Below are 16,122 nucleotides of genomic sequence, written 5' to 3'. Positions count from 1 at the left end.
TGTCCCTTCGCAGGGTCCGGTGTTCCCGAACCGACGATCACGCTAGGTAATGGACGATCCACGGCGATACACAGCTGGGTGGCATCTCGGAAGTGGAGCTAGGTACACCTCCACTTCGGCACTCAGGACCCCAGCGGGCCCGGTCGGTGGCCCTGCACAATGAACGGGACAGACCCGGCCGAGGAGAGCACGGTGAGTGGTGGATCGACCGCACTGAACACGGGGGCGCCCCGGCACGGGATCGGTGCCGCTGCCCGCGGCCTGGCGTACGGCCTGGCGTTCTGTGGCCTGACGCTCGCCGGAGCCGCCACTCTGCTCGCGGCCCCGGCTCTGGTCGTGGACGTTCTGCTCCCCGGGGCACCGCTCAGTGGTGGGCCGTCCAGCGGCGACCGCCTCCACCTGTGGCTGGGGCTGGTGGTCACGCTGGTTCCCTGCACCGCATTGGGCGTGCGATGGGCCGCCGGTCGGGCCGGACGGATGGCGGGGGCCGGCCTGCTGGTTCCCCCGGTTCTGACGATCGCCGCCATCCTCACCTACGGTGGCCCGCCTCCCGGTGGCGATCACGGAGCCGTGTGGCTGGCGATCCCCCTGGTCCCCTGCAGCGTGCTGGGCATCCGGTGGGTGGCGTGGGCGACCAGGTCACTGGTCGGTGCCTGCTGCGGCGTGCCCATCGCCGCTCCCTACCAGCCTGTTCCGGGCACCAGGCAGATCGCCCGCTGGCTGCTCACCGACACCGCGACCGGGCGGGACCTGCTGTGGGCGGCCGTGAACGCAGGCGGCGGCTGCGTCCTGGTCACCGCGCCGCCCGGGCTGATCCTTTACGGGCTGGGCACCATCGACGCGCTCGACACCCCCGTGCAGCACACACTCCAGTTCACCCGGCCTCCCGTGCTCCCCGGACCGCCTCTCCCGCCGCAGCCGTACATCGAGCGGCTCACCGACTGGCTGGCCACCCCGCTCAACCCCGGCGGCCTCACCGCCTGGCTCGCCATTCCGCTCGGTCTGGCCATGGTGGCGCTCGGGCTGTACCTCGGTCCGAGGCTGCTGCCGGTCTACGGCCGATTCGCCCGCTCGATGCTGGGGCCGAACCGCCATGCCGAACTGGCGTTGCGGGTCCGTCACCTCGCCCAGACCAGGTCTGACACCATCGACTCCGGCGCGGCCGAGATGCGCCGGATCGAACGGGACCTGCACGACGGCGCGCAGGCGCGGCTGGTGGCGATGGGCATGACCCTGGACGCCGCTGAAGGACTCGTCGAGGCCAGCCCCGCCGCGGCGCGGGCACTGCTGACCGAGGCCAGGGACTCCTCGATCAAGGCGCTCGAAGAGCTGCGCGACCTGGTCCGTGGCATCCACCCGCCGGTGCTGGCCGACCGCGGCCTGGTCGACGCGCTCCGTGCGCTGGCCCTGGACCTGCCGCTGCGGGTGGAGTTCTCCGGTGAGCTGCCCGACCGGCCACCCGCGCCGGTCGAGTCGGCGGCGTACTTCGCGGTCAGCGAACTGCTGGCCAACGTGTCCAAGCACGCGGGCGCCACTCACGTCTGGATCGACGTCGGTTATGCTCGCGGAACGCTTCGGATCGGTGTCACCGACGACGGCCGTGGCGGTGCCGACCCCGCCCAGGGCACCGGTCTGCGCGGCCTGGAGCGGCGGCTCGCCGCCTTCGACGGTGTACTGGCCGTCAGCAGCCCGCGCGGCGGGCCCACCATGGTGAACCTGGAGATTCCGTGCGCGTAGTCATCGCCGAAGACCTCTTCCTGCTGAGGGACGGCATGACCCGCATGCTCCGGGCACACGGGCTGCGGGTCACCGCCGCCGTCGACAACGGACCCGATCTCCTCGCCGCCGTGGCGGCGGACAAGCCGGACGTGGCCATCGTGGACGTACGGCTCCCGCCCACCTTCACCGACGAGGGCCTACGGGCCGCGCTGGAGGCCCGCCGCCAGGTGCCCGGCCTTCCGGTGCTGGTGCTGTCACAGTACGTCGAGCAGCTGTACGCCCGTGAGCTGCTGGCCGAAGGCACCGGCGGTATCGGCTACCTGCTCAAGGACCGGGTGCTGCGCAGCGCCGAGTTCGTCGATGCCGTCCGCCGAGTCGCCGCCGGCGGCACCGCGATGGACCCCGAAGTCATCGCGCGCCTGCTGGACCATAACTCCGCCACCGCTCCCATCGCCGCGCTCAGCCCACGCGAACGCGAAGTGCTCGCCCAGATGGCGGAAGGCCGGTCCAACGCCGCCATCGCCCAGCAACTGGTCATCACCGAACGGGCCGTCGTCAAGCACACGGCCTCCATCTTCCTCAAGCTCGGCCTCCAGCCCTCCGACGACGACAACCGCAGGGTCCTCGCCGTCCTCGCCCACCTGAACCGCTGACCCTCCGCCGAAACGGCCTCATCCCATCCGCCTTGACGGCCAGGTGGATGCTGATCGCCATGCCCCAGGCGTACTCCCCAGGTCCAGCCCAGCGCAGCCCAGACCGCTCTAGGGAGCGACCCCGGCGCGGGCCTGTCCGGCGAGAGCCTGTCGGCGAGCTGAGCCGACGGGACACGGACGGGCCGGCGGTGATCCACCGGCCCGTTTGCGTTTCATGATCGTGTCTGTCAAGTCACCGTTCGAGGTCCCATCAGCGTCCTGTTTGCGAGACGATTCCGATATGACCGCTCGCGCTACCGCTCCCTATGGATCCTGGTCCTCTCCGATCTCCGCCGCCGACGTGGCCCGCGCGCGACTGCGGCTCAGCTTTCCCACCATTCACGGTGATCGCGTGTGGTGGCAGGAGACCCGCCCGGAGAAGGGCGGCCGGACCACGATCGTGCGGTCCGGTGTCGACCTGCTGCCCGCGCCGTGGGACGCCCGCACGCGTGTGAACGAGTACGGCGGGCGGTCCTACCTCCCCCTCCCCGACGGGGACGTCGTCTTCGCCAACTATGAGGACCAGCGGCTCTACCGCCTCACCCCCGGTGAGCTGCCCCGGCCGCTGACGCCCGAGCCGGCCCAGCCCGCCGGCCTGCGGTACGCCGACTTCGCCCTTGCCCCCGACGCGCAGCACGTCTGGTGCGTCTGCGAGGGCCACACGACCGCGGGCGTACGCCGGGCGATCGTCGCGGTGCCCGTCGACGGCAGCGCGGCCGACGACGCCCAGGCGATCCGGGAGCTCGTCAGCGGCGCCGACTTCTACGCCTTCCCCACGCCGTCGCCGGAGGGCGGCCACCTCGCCTGGATGCAGTGGAGCCACCCCCGGATGCCCTGGGACGGCACGGAGCTCCGCGTCGCCGCCTTCGACGAGAACGGGGCGCTCGACCGGCCGCGTACGGTCAAGGGCGGCCTGAGCGAGTCCGCGCTCGCGCCGACGTGGCTGAGCGAGTCCCGGCTGTACGTCGTGTCGGACTGGCCGGGCTGGTGGAACCTCTACGAGGTCGGCCTGCACGGCGAGTCGCCGCAGGCGCTGTACCCGGCCGAGGAGGAGTTCGCCGCGCCGCTCTGGAACCTGGGCGGCCGCCCGTACGCCGTCCTTGACGACGGCCGGATCGCGGTGCTGCACGGCCAGGGCGACCAGCGGCTCGGCCTGTACGACCCGGAGACGGCCGACCTGGTCGACTTCGACCTGCCCTACACCGACTGGAAGCCTCAGCTGTCCGCCGACGGGACGAGCATCGTCGGCATCGCGGGCGCCCCCGACATCCCGTGGTCGGTGGTGGTCGTGGACGCCGACAGCGGCGAGTCGAAGGTGCTGCGCAGCGAGCTCGACACCCCGCCCGAGGCGGCCTACCTGCCGCTGCCGCGCGCCCAGGAGCTCGAGGGCCCGTTCGGACGCCCGGTGCACGCCTACGTCTACCCGCCGTCCAACCCGGGCTTCCAGGCGCCCGAGGGCGAGCTCCCGCCGTACGTCGTGTTCGTGCACGGCGGCCCGACCGACCACACGACCAGCGTGCTCGACCTGGAGATCGCCTACTTCACCAGCCGGGGCGTCGGCGTCATCGACGTCAACTACGGCGGCTCCACCGGCTACGGCCGCGCCTACCGGGAACGCCTGCGCCGCCAGTGGGGGGTCGTGGACGTCGAGGACAGCGTCGCGGCCGCCGAGGCGCTCATCCGCAGCGGTACCGCCGACCCCGAGCGGCTCGCCATCCGCGGCGGCAGCGCCGGCGGCTGGACCACGCTGTGCGCGGTGACGCACAGCAGCCTGTTCAAGGCCGGCACCTCCTACTTCGGCATCTCCGACCCGCAGAACTGGCTCAAGGAGACCCACGACTTCGAATCCACGTACCTGTACGGGCTGATCGGCCCGATCCCCGGCTTCGAGCGCACGTACGAGGAGCGCTCCCCGATCGCGCGCGCGTCCGAGGTGACCTGCCCCGTCCTGCTCCTGCAGGGAATGGACGACCCGGTCGTCGCCCCGGCACAGTCGGAGCGGTTCGCCGAGGCGATGGCGCACAAGAAGATGCCCTACGCGTACCTGACGTTCGAGGGAGAGTCGCACGGGTTCCGGCGGGCCGGCACCGTCGTCGCCTGTCTGGAGGCCGAGCTCGCCTTCTACGGCCGGACCCTGGGATTCGAGCCGAAGGACGTGCCCTCGATCGAGCTCACCGTCGACCCGCCGAGCGGCGCCGAGGAGGCCGCCGAGCCGGGCGACGCCCAGGCGACCGACTGACCCCCGCCGTCCTCGGTGCGGGCGGCGGCCGACCACCCCCGGGCCGGGCCGCGTCGTCCGCTGCGCCACTGACGACCGGTTCACCCGGTGTCGGGGCGCTCCTGCCGAGCGTCGTCTCCGGGTACCGGGGCGCGGGTGTCGTCGGCCGGGCGGGTGGTGGGGGGCGTCACCCATCCCTGGAACGCCGCCTGCAGGCCGGCCTGGAACCGGGTTCGCGCGCCGAGCCGTGTCATCAGGTCCCGTACGCGGCGCTGCAGCGTGCGATAGCTCAGGCCGACCTGCCGGCTGATCGCCTCGTCGCCCAGGCCGGCCGTGAGCATCGCCACGAGCTGGGCCTCGAACGGCGTCGGGCCGGCCCCGGGTGCCTCGGCGGTGTCGTCGCCCGGCACCCGCAGGGGCAGTGCCAGCCGCCACAGCGTCTCGAACAGCGCGCACAGGGCGTCGAGCAGCTCCGAGGAGTGGACGATCGCGCAGCTCTCGATGGCCGAGGCGTCGATGCGCAAGGGCACGATGGCCAGCCGGTCGTCGGCGACCATCATCTTCATGGGAACGCCGGACATGACGCGCGCCTGCTCCCCCGCGGCCGCGATCGGCTCGTGGTGCCCCTTCCACCACCCGTCCACCTCGAGGCTGGCGCGGTCGTAGACCGCCCGGTAGACGACCCCTCGGCGGAGCATCTCGAGCTCGACCTGGTTGGGCAGGTGGGGCTGGTTCACGTACGGCGGGCGGTCGAAGACGCGGACCTCGTGACGGGCGCCGCGCTGCAGTTGCTCGGTCCGCTGCATCACCGCCTCGCGGCCCGCGACGATCTCGACCAGTTCGGCGGGATGCCGGGTGCCCAGCGCCCGCTGGTACGTCTCGGCCAGCTGCCGCGCGGCGGCCCGGACGCGGCTGAGCTCCGCCTCGCGTTCGAGGACGAGGGTCTCCAGGGCGACGTCCGGAGGGGCGGCGATGTACTTCTCCAGCTGGCCGGACATCCGGCTCACCAGCCCGGCGTCCTCGAGCACGCGAAGGGAGGCCCTGACCTGCTGCGGAGACAGGCCGGTCGATGCCCCGAGCGCGTCGATCGACGCTCCGGGCACCTCGATGAGGCTGCGGTAGACGGCCTCGTCCGCGGAATCCAGGCCGAGAGCATCCAGCACAAAGTCGATCTTGCCAGGTCGGACCGCTCGGCGGGCCAAAGCACGTCAATGACGTGAATGCGCCGCACTGTGGATCTTCCGCCGCGACGTCGCCACGGTGATCATCCAACTGCCCCCATTCCCCACGAAGGAGTTCCCGTTGAACCCTCTCCGCCGGCGCATACGCGTCACCACGGCGGCGGGCGTCCTGCTGATGGCCGTCGCGGCCCCCGCCCCGGTCTCCGCGGCCACCGCTTCGGCGGCGCCGGGCTCGACGACCGCGGTGCCCGGATCGCGTCCCCTCACCGGTGCGTCGTCCGGCAAGCGGATCACCCTGATCACGGGCGACGTGGTCACGTACGACGCCCATGCCGACAAGGGCGAGGACGTGAAGGTCACCGCGGCGCGACGCGCGGACGGCAGGCCGGTCGGCTTCTTCCAGCGCCGGCAGGGAGACGCCCTGTACGTGATCCCGTCGGACGCGCTCGGTCTGATCGGCACCGGGCGGCTGGACAAGAGCCTGTTCGACGTCGCCTACCTGGCGCGCTCCGGCTATGCCGACGACGCGTCCGCGCGCATCCCGGTGATCGCGCAGTACGGCGGCACGGTCCGGGACGCCAAGGCGTTGTCCCGGGAGGCCGACGCCCTGCCGGCCAACACCTCCTCGCGGCCGCTGACGGCGATCCACGGAGCCGCGTTCGGCGTGACCAAGTCCGCGGTGCGGACGTTCTGGGACACGGTCGCCCCCGCCGCCGGGGACGCACAGCCGAAGGCGCTGGCCGGCGGGCTCGGCAAGCTCTGGCTGGACCGGAAGGTGACCGTCACCCTGGACAAGAGCGTGCCGCAGATCGGCGCGCCCGAGGCATGGAAGAAGGGCCTGGACGGCAAGGGCGTCAAGGTCGCCGTCGTCGACACGGGGATCGACCTGCACCACCCGGACTTCGCCGGCCGGATCGGCGACACGGCCAACTTCAGCACCGAGAGCAGCGTTCAGGACGGCCACGGGCACGGCACGCACGTCGCCTCGATCATCGCCGGCAGCGGTGCGGCGTCGGGCGGCCGCTACAAGGGCGTGGCCCCGGGCGCCACGCTGCTGGCCGCCAAGGTCCTCGACAACCGCGGCAGCGGTGCCGACTCACAGGTCATCGAGGGGATGCAGTGGGCGGCCGAGCACGGCGCCAAGGTGATCAGCATGAGCCTGGGCAGCCAGCCCACCGACGGCACCGACCCGGCGAGTCAGGCCGTCAACGACCTCACCCGGCAGTACGGGGCGCTGTTCGTCATCGCCGCCGGCAACTCCGGCCCGCAGGCGGGGACCGTCGACTCGCCGGGCACCGCCGACGCCGCCCTCACCGTGGCCGCCGTCGACAAGCAGGACAAGCTCGCCGACTTCTCCAGCCGGGGCCCGCGGGCGGGCGACTTCGGTCTGAAGCCCGACATCGCGGCGCCCGGCGTGGACATCGTGGCCGCCCGCGCCGCCGGCACGAACCTCGGCACCGCGGTGGACGCGAACTACACCACTCTCAGCGGAACCTCGATGGCCACGCCGCACGTGGCCGGAGCGGCGGCGATCCTCGCGCAGCAGCACCCGGACAAGTCCCCCGCGTGGCTCAAGTCCGTACTCACCGGCACCGCCAAAGACGACGGCTACGGGACCTTCGAACAGGGCGCCGGCCGGGTCGACGTGGCGCAGGCCGTGACCGGGCAGGTGCACGCCGACGGCGACCTGAACTTCGGCCTGCTCTCCTACCCGCAGTCCGGGCCGGTGACCAAGACGATCACCTACGTCAACGACGGCGACCAGCCCGTCACGCTCGCCCTGGCCCTCACGCTCAAGGCGCATGCCGGCGGCACCCCGGACAAGGGGATGCTGTCCGCCGACCACGACACGGTGACCGTGCCCGCCGGCGGCTCGACGCCCGTCAAGGTCACGCTCGACCCCTCGAAGGGCCCGGCGACCTGGTACGAGGGCGCCGTCCGCGCCACCGGATCCGGCGTGCGCGTCACGACGGCTCTCGGCGCGTACGAAGAGGCCCGGAAGGTGAAACTGAGCGGGCACGTCATCCCGCCCGACGGCGCCACCGACGTGACGTACAGCGGCTGGGCCTTCATGCGCGTCGACGATCGCGACGACCTGGACTACGGCGTGAGCATGGGCGCGGGACAGGACGCCGCCGCCGACGTCTACCCCGGCGCCTTCACCCTCACCACCTATGCCACCTGGCGGGACGCCGACCACCGGATCAACTCCGCGCTGGTCACCGCCCCGGAGGTCGACGCGGACCACGACACCGCCGTGACCCTCGACCTCCGCAAGGCGCGGAAGGTCAGCGTACGGACGCCCAGGCCGACGGAGGGCTACGCCGCGCAGTTCGGCCTCCGGCGCGTCCCGGCGACCGGGACCGGCTACCTGACGCTGACCGGCGACATGCCGTACGGCTCGCTGAACATGTGGATGCTGCCGACCACGAAGGTCACCCAGGGCACCTTCCTCGCGTTCAGCCAGCACCTGCTCGGCGCCCCGCCGGTCACCATGCGGGGTCGGTGGCGAGGAGCACCGGCCCTGCACCCGGAGTACCAGCCGTACTGGAAGGACCAGTCCGGCGCGGTGCCGATGCTGAACGGCCGCCTCCGCCTTCCCGTGGTCTACGGCGGCCACGGAAACGCCGCGGACCTCCAGGGCGTCGACGTTCGCGGGAAGCTCGTCCTGCTGTCCCTCGACGACATCTGCACCACCACCTGTACGGCCAACGCCCTCGACCGCGTCAAGAACGCCGCGCAGGGCGGGGCCGCCGGCGTGCTCGGCTTCGGTGGCACCGCACGGTCGTTCTTCGACCCGGCACGGTCGTGGCCGCTGTACCCGATCCCAACGATGAGCCTGACCGCCGAGGAGGGCCGGGCGCTGCTCACCGCCGTACGCGCGGGCACGGCCGACATCGACGTCACGGGCGTTCCGAACACGCCGTACGTCTACTCGCTGAAGTTCTACGAGAACGGTCGCATCCCGGACAGCCTTCGCTACTCGGTCGGCGCGAAGGACCTCGTCGAGACCGCCGGCAGGTTCCACCTCGACCGCGCGGGACGCGTCGACGAGACCTGGTACGCGACACACCGCGGCGAACCCGGCTCCCCCAGCGACCTCTCCCTCGACGCTCCCGCTCCCGGCAGCCGCACCGAGTACGTCGGCCCCGTCTCACCCGATGTGCTCTGGCAGCGCGACGTGGCGTTCACCTACGACGACCCGGGCGGCGACTACAACCACCGCAACGGACGGCAGTACACCTACGTCGACGCGTACCCCAGGCCGGGCCACCGGACGGCGGACTGGGGCGCCCAGCCCATCGTCCCCGGCGACGACCCGCCGACGGCGAGCCTCAACGCGAATTTCCCCGGCTCCCGGCAGTGCTTCCCCTGCCGCACCGGTGACCTGCTCGTCACGGCCCTCCCCGTGGTCGGCGCCGGCTCCGCGTCGAGCGGCAAGAGCGCCTTCTCGTGGAGCGCGAACGGAGTCTCGCAGTACGGCGGGAAGGACGAGCAGCACCTCTACCGCGCCGACGGCACCGAGGTGCCGCTCGTCGAGCAGAAGGCCATCCTCGGGATCTTCGCCTTCCCCGTGCCGACCTTCACCCTGCCCGAGGGCGAGGCCGCATACCGGCTCACCGACAAGTACCACACCCCGAACCCGCTCCAGCGGTACGCCACCGACGTCGAGACGGCGTGGACGTTCCGCTCGGCACGGCCAAAGGAGGGGATGACCTCCCTGCAGGACGGCCTGTGCGTGGGCTGGCTCGTGACCCAGGCCATCAAGCCCTGCGCGCCGATGCGCACCCTCAACCTGCGGTACGACCTGGGCCTCGATCTGGACAACCGGCTGCCACGCGGCACGCACAGGATCCGGATCGGCGGCTACCACGGCTCATTCGGCGACTCCAGCGCCCGGCTCACCCGCCTGAAGCTGTGGGTCACCTTCGACGACGGCGCCCACTGGACGCAGGTCGCGACGAGGGCCGAGGGAACCGGATTCACGGCCGCGATCACCGATCCGGCGGCCGCGGCGGGCCGGGACGCGGTCGGGCTGCGCGTCCAGGCGACGGACACGGAAGGCAACACGATCGACCAGACGACCCACCGGGCCTACGGCCTCAAATAGCGCCGACGGCACTGCGGGGCGGCCGGGAACGGCCGCCCCGCGGACGGCCGGGTCCGGCCCGCATGACGGAGATTCGCCGGTTGATCAGAGGGTTCCGGCCGGGGACGGACCAGGCGCGTCCGCTCCCCGCATCTGCGGCAGCGGGACGAGGTCGTCCGGGTGCGGAACGCTCGCCTGTGCCTTCGACGGGGACAAGATCCCGGGCACCACCCCGACGAGCGCCATCACGCCCGCGACCACCATCGCGTACCTGAACCCATGCATGAACGACGCCGACGACGTGTAGCCGCCGTAGTGGGAGAAGACCGCCGCGAGGACCGCGACGCCGAACACGCCACCGGTCTCACGCACCGTGTTGTTGGCACCCGCGGCCACTCCCGAGTCGTTGATCGGGACGGAGCCCACGGCGGCGTTCGCGATCGTGGGGAAGACACACGAGATGCCGACACCTGCCACGATCAGCGGAAGGACCAGGCTGCCGTAGCTCACGCCGGGCGTCGCGACCAGGCCGAGCCAGCCGAGCCCGAGCCCCATCAACACCAGGCCGCCTGCCATGAACGGCCGGTTGCCGAACCTGTCGGAGAGTACGCCGGCGACAGGTGCGACCAGCATCGGCATCGCGGTCCAGACCAGGATGCGCACCCCGGCCGTCAGCGGGGAGTAGCCAAGCCCGACCTGGAACATTTGGGCGATCATGAACAGCGAGCCGATCAGCGAGAACATCAGGAAGAAGGCCACTCCGCCCGAGGTCGCGAACCCGCGCCGCCGGAAGTACGCGGGCGGCATCATCGGGAACCGGGCCCGACCCTCCCAGAGCAGGAACGCCAGGATCAGGGCCCCGCCCGCGACCAGCGCTCCGATCACCTCGTCGCTGCCCCAGCCGATGGAGGGCGCCCTGACCGGTGCCCAGACCAGCGCGACCAGGCCGAACGCGATCAACGGCAACCCCACCAGGTCCAGTTGTGGGCGGGGGCCGTGGCTTTCGCGCAGCCGCACCATGGACAACACGATGGACACCGCTCCGACCGGAACGTTGATCCAGAAGATCCACTGCCAGGAGATGCCCTGGATGATCGCGCCACCGAGCAGCGGCCCGGCGGCCACGCCCAGGCCGGTGATGGCACCCCAGATCCCGATCGCCGTGCCCCGCTTTTCCAGCGGGAAGGCCTCGCTGATCAAGGTCAGGCGTTGATCGTCCATTCGAGATCCGACAGGCTCGCGTTCAGGTGCGCCCGCAACGACGGCAGCGCCGTGGCCACGACCACGACGTCCAGCGAGGTGACGAAGGCACCGATCGACGCCAGTATCAGCGTCCACGCCACCCGCACCGGGCGTGCAGCAGTATCCGACAAGGGAATTCTCCAATTCCGCGCATGAGGCGGGCCGCCGCGTGAATTCACACAATGGCGGTGTCGCTATTTCGTCTTCTACTAATAAAGACAAGAGTCGTGACCGAAATTCATCGCTCGCCGCGGAGGAACTGCCGACGTGCCGGTTCACCGGCCGCGTCCATACCGACGGGGCTGCGGCCGAGGAAGGCGATGAGCCGGTCGCTCGGGCCGGCCGGCCACGATGTCGCGACGGGCGCCGCGAACAGCGGGTAACGCAGGGCGTCGTTGACCACGAGGGGCGACAACGTCAGCAGATCGACGGCCAGCTCGGCCGGAATCGGCCGATCCCTGCCGCAGGCCACGGAGATGTCCCACCCGTGCACCGCGATCTCGATGGCACCGGTGATCGCGACGAGCTCGGCCGCGATCGGATGCCCGGCTATGACGATCCGATGGCTTGCCGCCGACCAGGTGTGCAGGAGCCGTCGCGTACCGCCTCGGAAGGCGGCCACGAGGTCGGCCGCCGGATCGCCGTCCTCGTCCTCCGCCTCGGACGGGACCAGGTCGACGCGTCCGAGCTCGATCGCCTCCAGCATCGCGCCGACCGAGTCATTGACGTGCCGGAGCAGCGCGTGGACGTCCCAGCCCGCGCAGGGCGTCGGACGAGACAGGCATCCGGCCCCGACCGCCTCCATGCTCTCCAGGCCGTAGTGGACCGCCCGCTCGAGCAGGTCGGCCGGACAACTCGGCGGCGTCATGCGCTCGCGGGCACGCCGGCGGCGTCAAGGGTCGCCGACAGGCCGAAGGCGCCGAAGAGGCCCGGGTCGTTGAACGAGATGATCCGCGAGATCCCCGTGTCGGTGATGGTGAGCACCTGCACGGCGTGCGCGTCGTAGGCACCGTCGTCCCCGCGCCGGTAAACCGCTGCCGCGGGCTGCCCGTTGGCCGTGACGCGGACCATGCGGGTCACGCCGGGGCCGACGAAGACCTTGTCCGCGATGAACCGGCCGACCGCCGCGCGGCCGGTGAACCACGTCCTGTTCGGAGGCATCTCCAAAGCGACATCATCGCGCAGCAGCCGAAGAAGGGCGCTGATGTCGGCGTTCTCGAAGGCCGACATGTACTGGTCGAGCAGCGCTCGACGACGAGGCTCGGCGGGCTCGGTGAGTTCGTCCTCCACCGGCACCACCTGTTCGAGCTGGGCCCGCGCACGTTGCAGCGCACTGTTGACCGCGGCCGTCGTCGTGCCGAGCAGGTCGGCGACCTCCGCCGCCCGCCAGGCCAGCACGTCGCGCAGGATCAGCACGGCCCGCTGCTTCGCGGGCAGATGCTGCAACGCGGCGATGAGCGCGAGCCGGACGCTGCCCCGGGACGCGACGATCACGGCCGGATCGGTTGTCGACGGGTCGCCCCGCGGGTCGGGCAGGGGCTGCACCCACTCGACCCCCGGCAACGCGTGGTACAGAGGCTCACCCGGGTCGTCGCTCGGCTCGCCGAGGCCGGACGGCAGCAGGCGGCGACTCCGATGCTCCAGCGCGGTCAGGCAGGCGCTCGTCGCAATCCGGTAGAGCCAGAAGCGCAGCGACGAGCGCCCTTCGAAGTTCCCGTACGACCGCCAGGCACGCAGATAGGTCTCCTGCACCAGGTCCTCGGCGTCGTGGAACGAGCCGAGCATGCGGTAGCAATGGACCAGCAGCTCAGGCCGGAATGGATCCGCCAGGCGGGTGAACTCCTCGCTGCTCGGCATCACCGCCGCCTCTCCGCGTCCGGAACGCCGTCGATCATCCGCTCAGGTGAACAGCCGATGGCAGCCGCGCCACCCCGCCACTCCCCAGGTCTCCTGTACGTCCTCACCTAATAAAGACCTGGCGGGCGGGCGAAACTCATCGCATGGTTCGGGATGGAACCCGGCAGGGCGGACAGCGCGTCGCGCTCACCTACATCCTCACTGTCAGCCCAGCTTCTCGGCCCGGGCCCGGAGCGCGGCGACGTCGTCGTCGAACAGCGCGGAGTACGAGCGGTCGTGGCGCCGACCCCCGGCGTGGTAGCCGCCGACGATGCCGATCACCTGTCCCTGCCGCCGATCGGGGTCGTACCTCCACAGCCACGGGCTGCCGCTCGTACCTCCGTAGAAACCGCCGCAGGCGAAGGTGTTCTGCCAGCGGAACCGCCTGCGGGCCACCGTGTCGCAGTAGATCGGCCGGTCCGCGGCGGAGTAGCGCACGGTGGGGTAGCCGATGACGCGAATGGCGGCCGGGAGACGGACGTTCGGGACGAGCCGGTTGGACCCGGTCACGTCGGCGATGTCACGGCCGGCCCGGTCACGGCGCAGGGTGACGAAGCCGAAGTCCTGGTCGACGTCGCCCCGGCGGACCCAGCCCGCCGGGACGTAGAGGTGTTTCGCCGTCCAGACGCCGTACGGCGCGCGCGTCCGTTCGTACCTCGGGACGAAGGCCAGGTGGGAGGCGTAGTGCGCCCGGCGCCGATCGTGGTCGTACGCGTAGAGGCAGTGCGCGGCGGTCAGCAGCAGGTTGTGCCGCGCGCTGCGGACCACGCTCGCCGTGCAGAAGTGGTCTCGCGCCCGCCGGGAGGTGAAGAACAGCACCCCGACCGACGGCACCCCGTGGAACGCGTGTGCCACCCGGCCCGCCGCCGAGGCGTGCCCGGCGACGTGACCGCGCGGCGATGCCGCCGTCCCGTCCCCGGCGGGAGTCGCCGCGGCCATCCGCGCCGGCGTCCAGTACAGCTCCGTTGCCAGCGCCTCGATCGCGGACACCTCCCGGACCGGCGCCTCCGGGACCGCAGCTTCCCGGACAGCTCCTTTCCGGGCCGGAGCTTCCCGGGCCGGAGCTTCCCGGACCGGTACATCCCGGGCCGGGGCCTTCTGAATCGGCACCTCGCGGACCGGCGTGCCTCGGGCGGGGGCCGCGTACAGGATCGGCGGCACCGCTCCGAGCACGATCCCCATCGTCAGCCCGGCGCGCAAGGCTCGCGTGCAGCCCATATCCGCACATCCCGTCCCGGCGGAACAACGCCCCCGTCGATCATCCGCTTGTAAGGACGTACGGCAACGTACTAACGCTGCGAGGGCGGAGCAAGGATCACCGCTGGTGCCGGAGAACATCGGCCGGTCCGGCGCCGACCAGCCGGGGCGGCCCGCGGCCGATCCCCCGGTGCCGCCCGGCCCCGCCGGACGATCCTCAGCGGGCGAACTCGGTGGCGCGCGACTCGCGGACCACGGTGATCCGGATCTGACCGGGGTAGGTCAGCTCCTCCTCCACCTGCTTGGCGATGTCGTGCGCGATGACCTGCGCCTGCAGGTCGTCTACCGCGTCGGGGCGCACCATCACCCGGATCTCCCGGCCGGCCTGCATGGCGAAGACCTTCTCGACGCCCTCGCGTGTCGTCGCGATCTCCTCGAGACGCTCCAGCCGCTTGACGTACGCCTCCAGGGACTCCCGCCGGGCGCCCGGGCGGCCGCCGCTGATGGCGTCCGCCGCCTGGGTCAGCACCGCCTCGACCGTGCGCACCTCCACCTCGTTGTGGTGCGCTTCGATGGCGTGCACGACGTCCTCGTCCTCGCCGTACCGCCGGGCGATCTCCGCGCCGATGAGCGCGTGGCTGCCCTCGACCTCGTGCGTGAGCGCCTTGCCGATGTCGTGCAGCAGCGTGCAGCGCTTCAGCAGCGGCACCGGCAGCTTCAGCTCGGCCGCCATGATCCCGGCCAGATGCGCCGACTCGATCAGGTGCGCCAGGACGTTCTGCCCGTACGACGTGCGGTACCGCAGCCGGCCGAGCAACGTGATCAGTTCCGGGTGCATGTCGGTGAGGCCGAGCTCCACGAGGGCGTCCTCGCCGGAGCGCACGCACAGCTGCTCGACCTCGGTCTTGCTGTGCTCGTAGATCTCCTCGATCCGCTGCGGGTGGATCCGCCCGTCGAGGACGAGCTTCTCCAGCGTGAGGCGGCCCACCTCGCGGCGTACGGGGTCGAAGCAGCTGAGCAGCACGGCCTCGGGGGTGTCGTCGATGATGAGGTTCACGCCGGTCGTCGTCTCGAACGAGCGGATGTTCCGGCCCTCCCGGCCGATGATGCGGCCCTTCATCTCCTCACTGGGCAGATGCAGCACCGACACCACCGACTCGGCGGTCTGTTCGCTCGCCACCCGCTGGATCGCCAACGTGACGATCTTGCGGGCGCGTTTCTCGCCCTCGTCGCGCGCTTCGTTCTCGATCTCGCGTGTGATCAGCACGGCCTCGCGCTTGGCCTGGTTCTCGATCAGGGATACGAGCTCGGTCTTGGCCTGATCGGCGGTGAGCCCGGCGGCCTGTTCGAGTACCCGCTGCCGCTCCTCGTCGAGCCGGTCGAGCGCGGCGCGGCGTTCCTTGAGCCCCTGCTTCGTGTCGGCCAGTTCGCGGGCCCGCTCCTCGAGGCGGCGCACCTCGTCGTCCAGCCGTTGCTCCCGCTCGGCGAGCCGGGCCTCGCGACGCTCCAGGTCCTCCCGGAGTGCCCGTAGGTCCTCCTTGAGCGACTTGATCTCGTCCTCGGCCTCGGACCGGACCGTCGCGGACGCCTCGCGGGCCTTGACCTCCGCGTCGCTGAGAATCTCCTGGGCGTCGGCGCGGGCCTTGGCCACGATCTCGTCGGCGCCCCGCTGCGCGTCGACCTGCTCCTCGTTCACGGCGACCCTGCGCGCGGCGGCGTCGAGACGGCGTAGCACGACGAGGACGAGGACGGCGAGCGCCAGGATCACGACCAGTGCCGCACCTATCACGACGTAAATCACGGCGCTGACCCCTTTCCTCGACGCTGCGCCACCAGGGGACGCCCGGTGCCGGCGATGCGACGCGAGGGGTTACGGACGCGCCATGC

At 71.5% G+C, this 16,122-nt stretch carries 11 protein-coding genes; 4 read left to right on the top strand and 7 right to left on the bottom strand.

The annotated features are described in order from the left end of the window. Window positions 1-192: 192 nt before the first annotated feature. From ACQP2O_RS13620 to ACQP2O_RS13610, 3 genes are all read left to right on the top strand, one after another. Window positions 193-1,737, top strand: coding sequence for a histidine kinase (locus tag ACQP2O_RS13620; RefSeq protein WP_433183775.1), 1,545 nt, complete (start codon window positions 193-195; stop codon window positions 1,735-1,737). Beyond that, the gene (locus tag ACQP2O_RS13615) at window positions 1,728-2,372 is read left to right on the top strand and encodes a response regulator (RefSeq protein ID WP_433183772.1); all 645 of its coding nucleotides are present in this window, start codon (window positions 1,728-1,730) and stop codon (window positions 2,370-2,372) included. Before ACQP2O_RS13620 ends, ACQP2O_RS13615 begins: the two co-directional genes overlap by 10 nt. A 280-nt stretch (window positions 2,373-2,652) precedes the next feature. Then, on the top strand, window positions 2,653-4,650 hold the full coding sequence (locus ACQP2O_RS13610; protein ID WP_433183769.1) for a prolyl oligopeptidase family serine peptidase: 1,998 nt from the start codon (window positions 2,653-2,655) through the stop codon (window positions 4,648-4,650). A gap of 80 nt (window positions 4,651-4,730) precedes the next feature. Here the strand turns inward: ACQP2O_RS13610 and ACQP2O_RS13605 are convergent, their stop codons facing one another. Next, window positions 4,731-5,792: a helix-turn-helix transcriptional regulator gene (locus ACQP2O_RS13605; protein WP_433183766.1), complete on the bottom strand. Its 1,062-nt coding sequence runs from the start codon at window positions 5,790-5,792 to the stop codon at window positions 4,731-4,733. Between the two features lie 139 nt (window positions 5,793-5,931). Here ACQP2O_RS13605 and ACQP2O_RS13600 point away from each other — a divergent pair, with 139 nt between their 5' ends. Next, window positions 5,932-9,921, top strand: a complete 3,990-nt coding sequence (locus tag ACQP2O_RS13600; RefSeq protein WP_433183764.1) for a S8 family serine peptidase — start codon at window positions 5,932-5,934, stop codon at window positions 9,919-9,921. Window positions 9,922-10,005: 84 nt separating this feature from the next. On the opposite strand, the gene ACQP2O_RS13595 is transcribed toward ACQP2O_RS13600, so the two are convergent. The 6 genes from ACQP2O_RS13595 to rny form a co-directional block, all read right to left on the bottom strand. Then, on the bottom strand, window positions 10,006-11,121 hold the full coding sequence (locus tag ACQP2O_RS13595; protein WP_433183761.1) for an MFS transporter: 1,116 nt from the start codon (window positions 11,119-11,121) through the stop codon (window positions 10,006-10,008). Beyond that, entirely contained in the window at window positions 11,103-11,273 is a 171-nt protein-coding gene (locus tag ACQP2O_RS13590; protein ID WP_433183758.1) for a hypothetical protein, read from the bottom strand. The genes ACQP2O_RS13595 and ACQP2O_RS13590 overlap by 19 nt, the downstream gene beginning before the upstream one ends. Before the next feature lie 107 nt (window positions 11,274-11,380). Then, on the bottom strand, window positions 11,381-12,010 hold the full coding sequence (locus ACQP2O_RS13585; protein ID WP_433183755.1) for a TIGR03086 family metal-binding protein: 630 nt from the start codon (window positions 12,008-12,010) through the stop codon (window positions 11,381-11,383). Continuing rightward, window positions 12,007-12,999, bottom strand: coding sequence for a sigma-70 family RNA polymerase sigma factor (locus ACQP2O_RS13580; RefSeq protein WP_433183752.1), 993 nt, complete (start codon window positions 12,997-12,999; stop codon window positions 12,007-12,009). Before ACQP2O_RS13580 ends, ACQP2O_RS13585 begins: the two co-directional genes overlap by 4 nt. Window positions 13,000-13,203: 204 nt before the next feature. After that, entirely contained in the window at window positions 13,204-14,256 is a 1,053-nt protein-coding gene (locus ACQP2O_RS13575; protein WP_433183749.1) for a trypsin-like serine protease, read from the bottom strand. Window positions 14,257-14,452: 196 nt separating this feature from the next. Further along, window positions 14,453-16,036 carry a ribonuclease Y gene (gene rny, locus ACQP2O_RS13570; protein ID WP_433183746.1) on the bottom strand — a complete coding sequence of 528 codons (1,584 nt, stop codon included), beginning with the start codon at window positions 16,034-16,036 and terminating at the stop codon, window positions 14,453-14,455. Between the last annotated feature and the right edge of the window lie 86 nt (window positions 16,037-16,122).

Origin of the sequence: Actinoallomurus sp. CA-150999, from assembly GCF_050942425.1 — a bacterium.
Lineage (GTDB): Bacteria > Actinomycetota > Actinomycetes > Streptosporangiales > Streptosporangiaceae > Actinoallomurus.
The sequence above is the reverse complement of the archived record's forward strand: the minus strand, read 5'-3'. Positions and strand labels throughout refer to the sequence as shown.

What these genes read in the sequence shown, in the direction of transcription:
- ACQP2O_RS13610 (WP_433183769.1), top strand. Translation starts at nt 2,653, where the DNA reads ATGACCGCTCGCGCTACCGCTCCCTATGGATCCTGGTCCTCTCCGATC.
- ACQP2O_RS13595 (WP_433183761.1), bottom strand. Translation starts at nt 11,121, where the DNA reads ATGGACGATCAACGCCTGACCTTGATCAGCGAGGCCTTCCCGCTGGAA.
- ACQP2O_RS13585 (WP_433183755.1), bottom strand. Translation starts at nt 12,010, where the DNA reads ATGACGCCGCCGAGTTGTCCGGCCGACCTGCTCGAGCGGGCGGTCCAC.
- ACQP2O_RS13580 (WP_433183752.1), bottom strand. Translation starts at nt 12,999, where the DNA reads ATGCCGAGCAGCGAGGAGTTCACCCGCCTGGCGGATCCATTCCGGCCT.
- ACQP2O_RS13575 (WP_433183749.1), bottom strand. Translation starts at nt 14,256, where the DNA reads ATGGGCTGCACGCGAGCCTTGCGCGCCGGGCTGACGATGGGGATCGTG.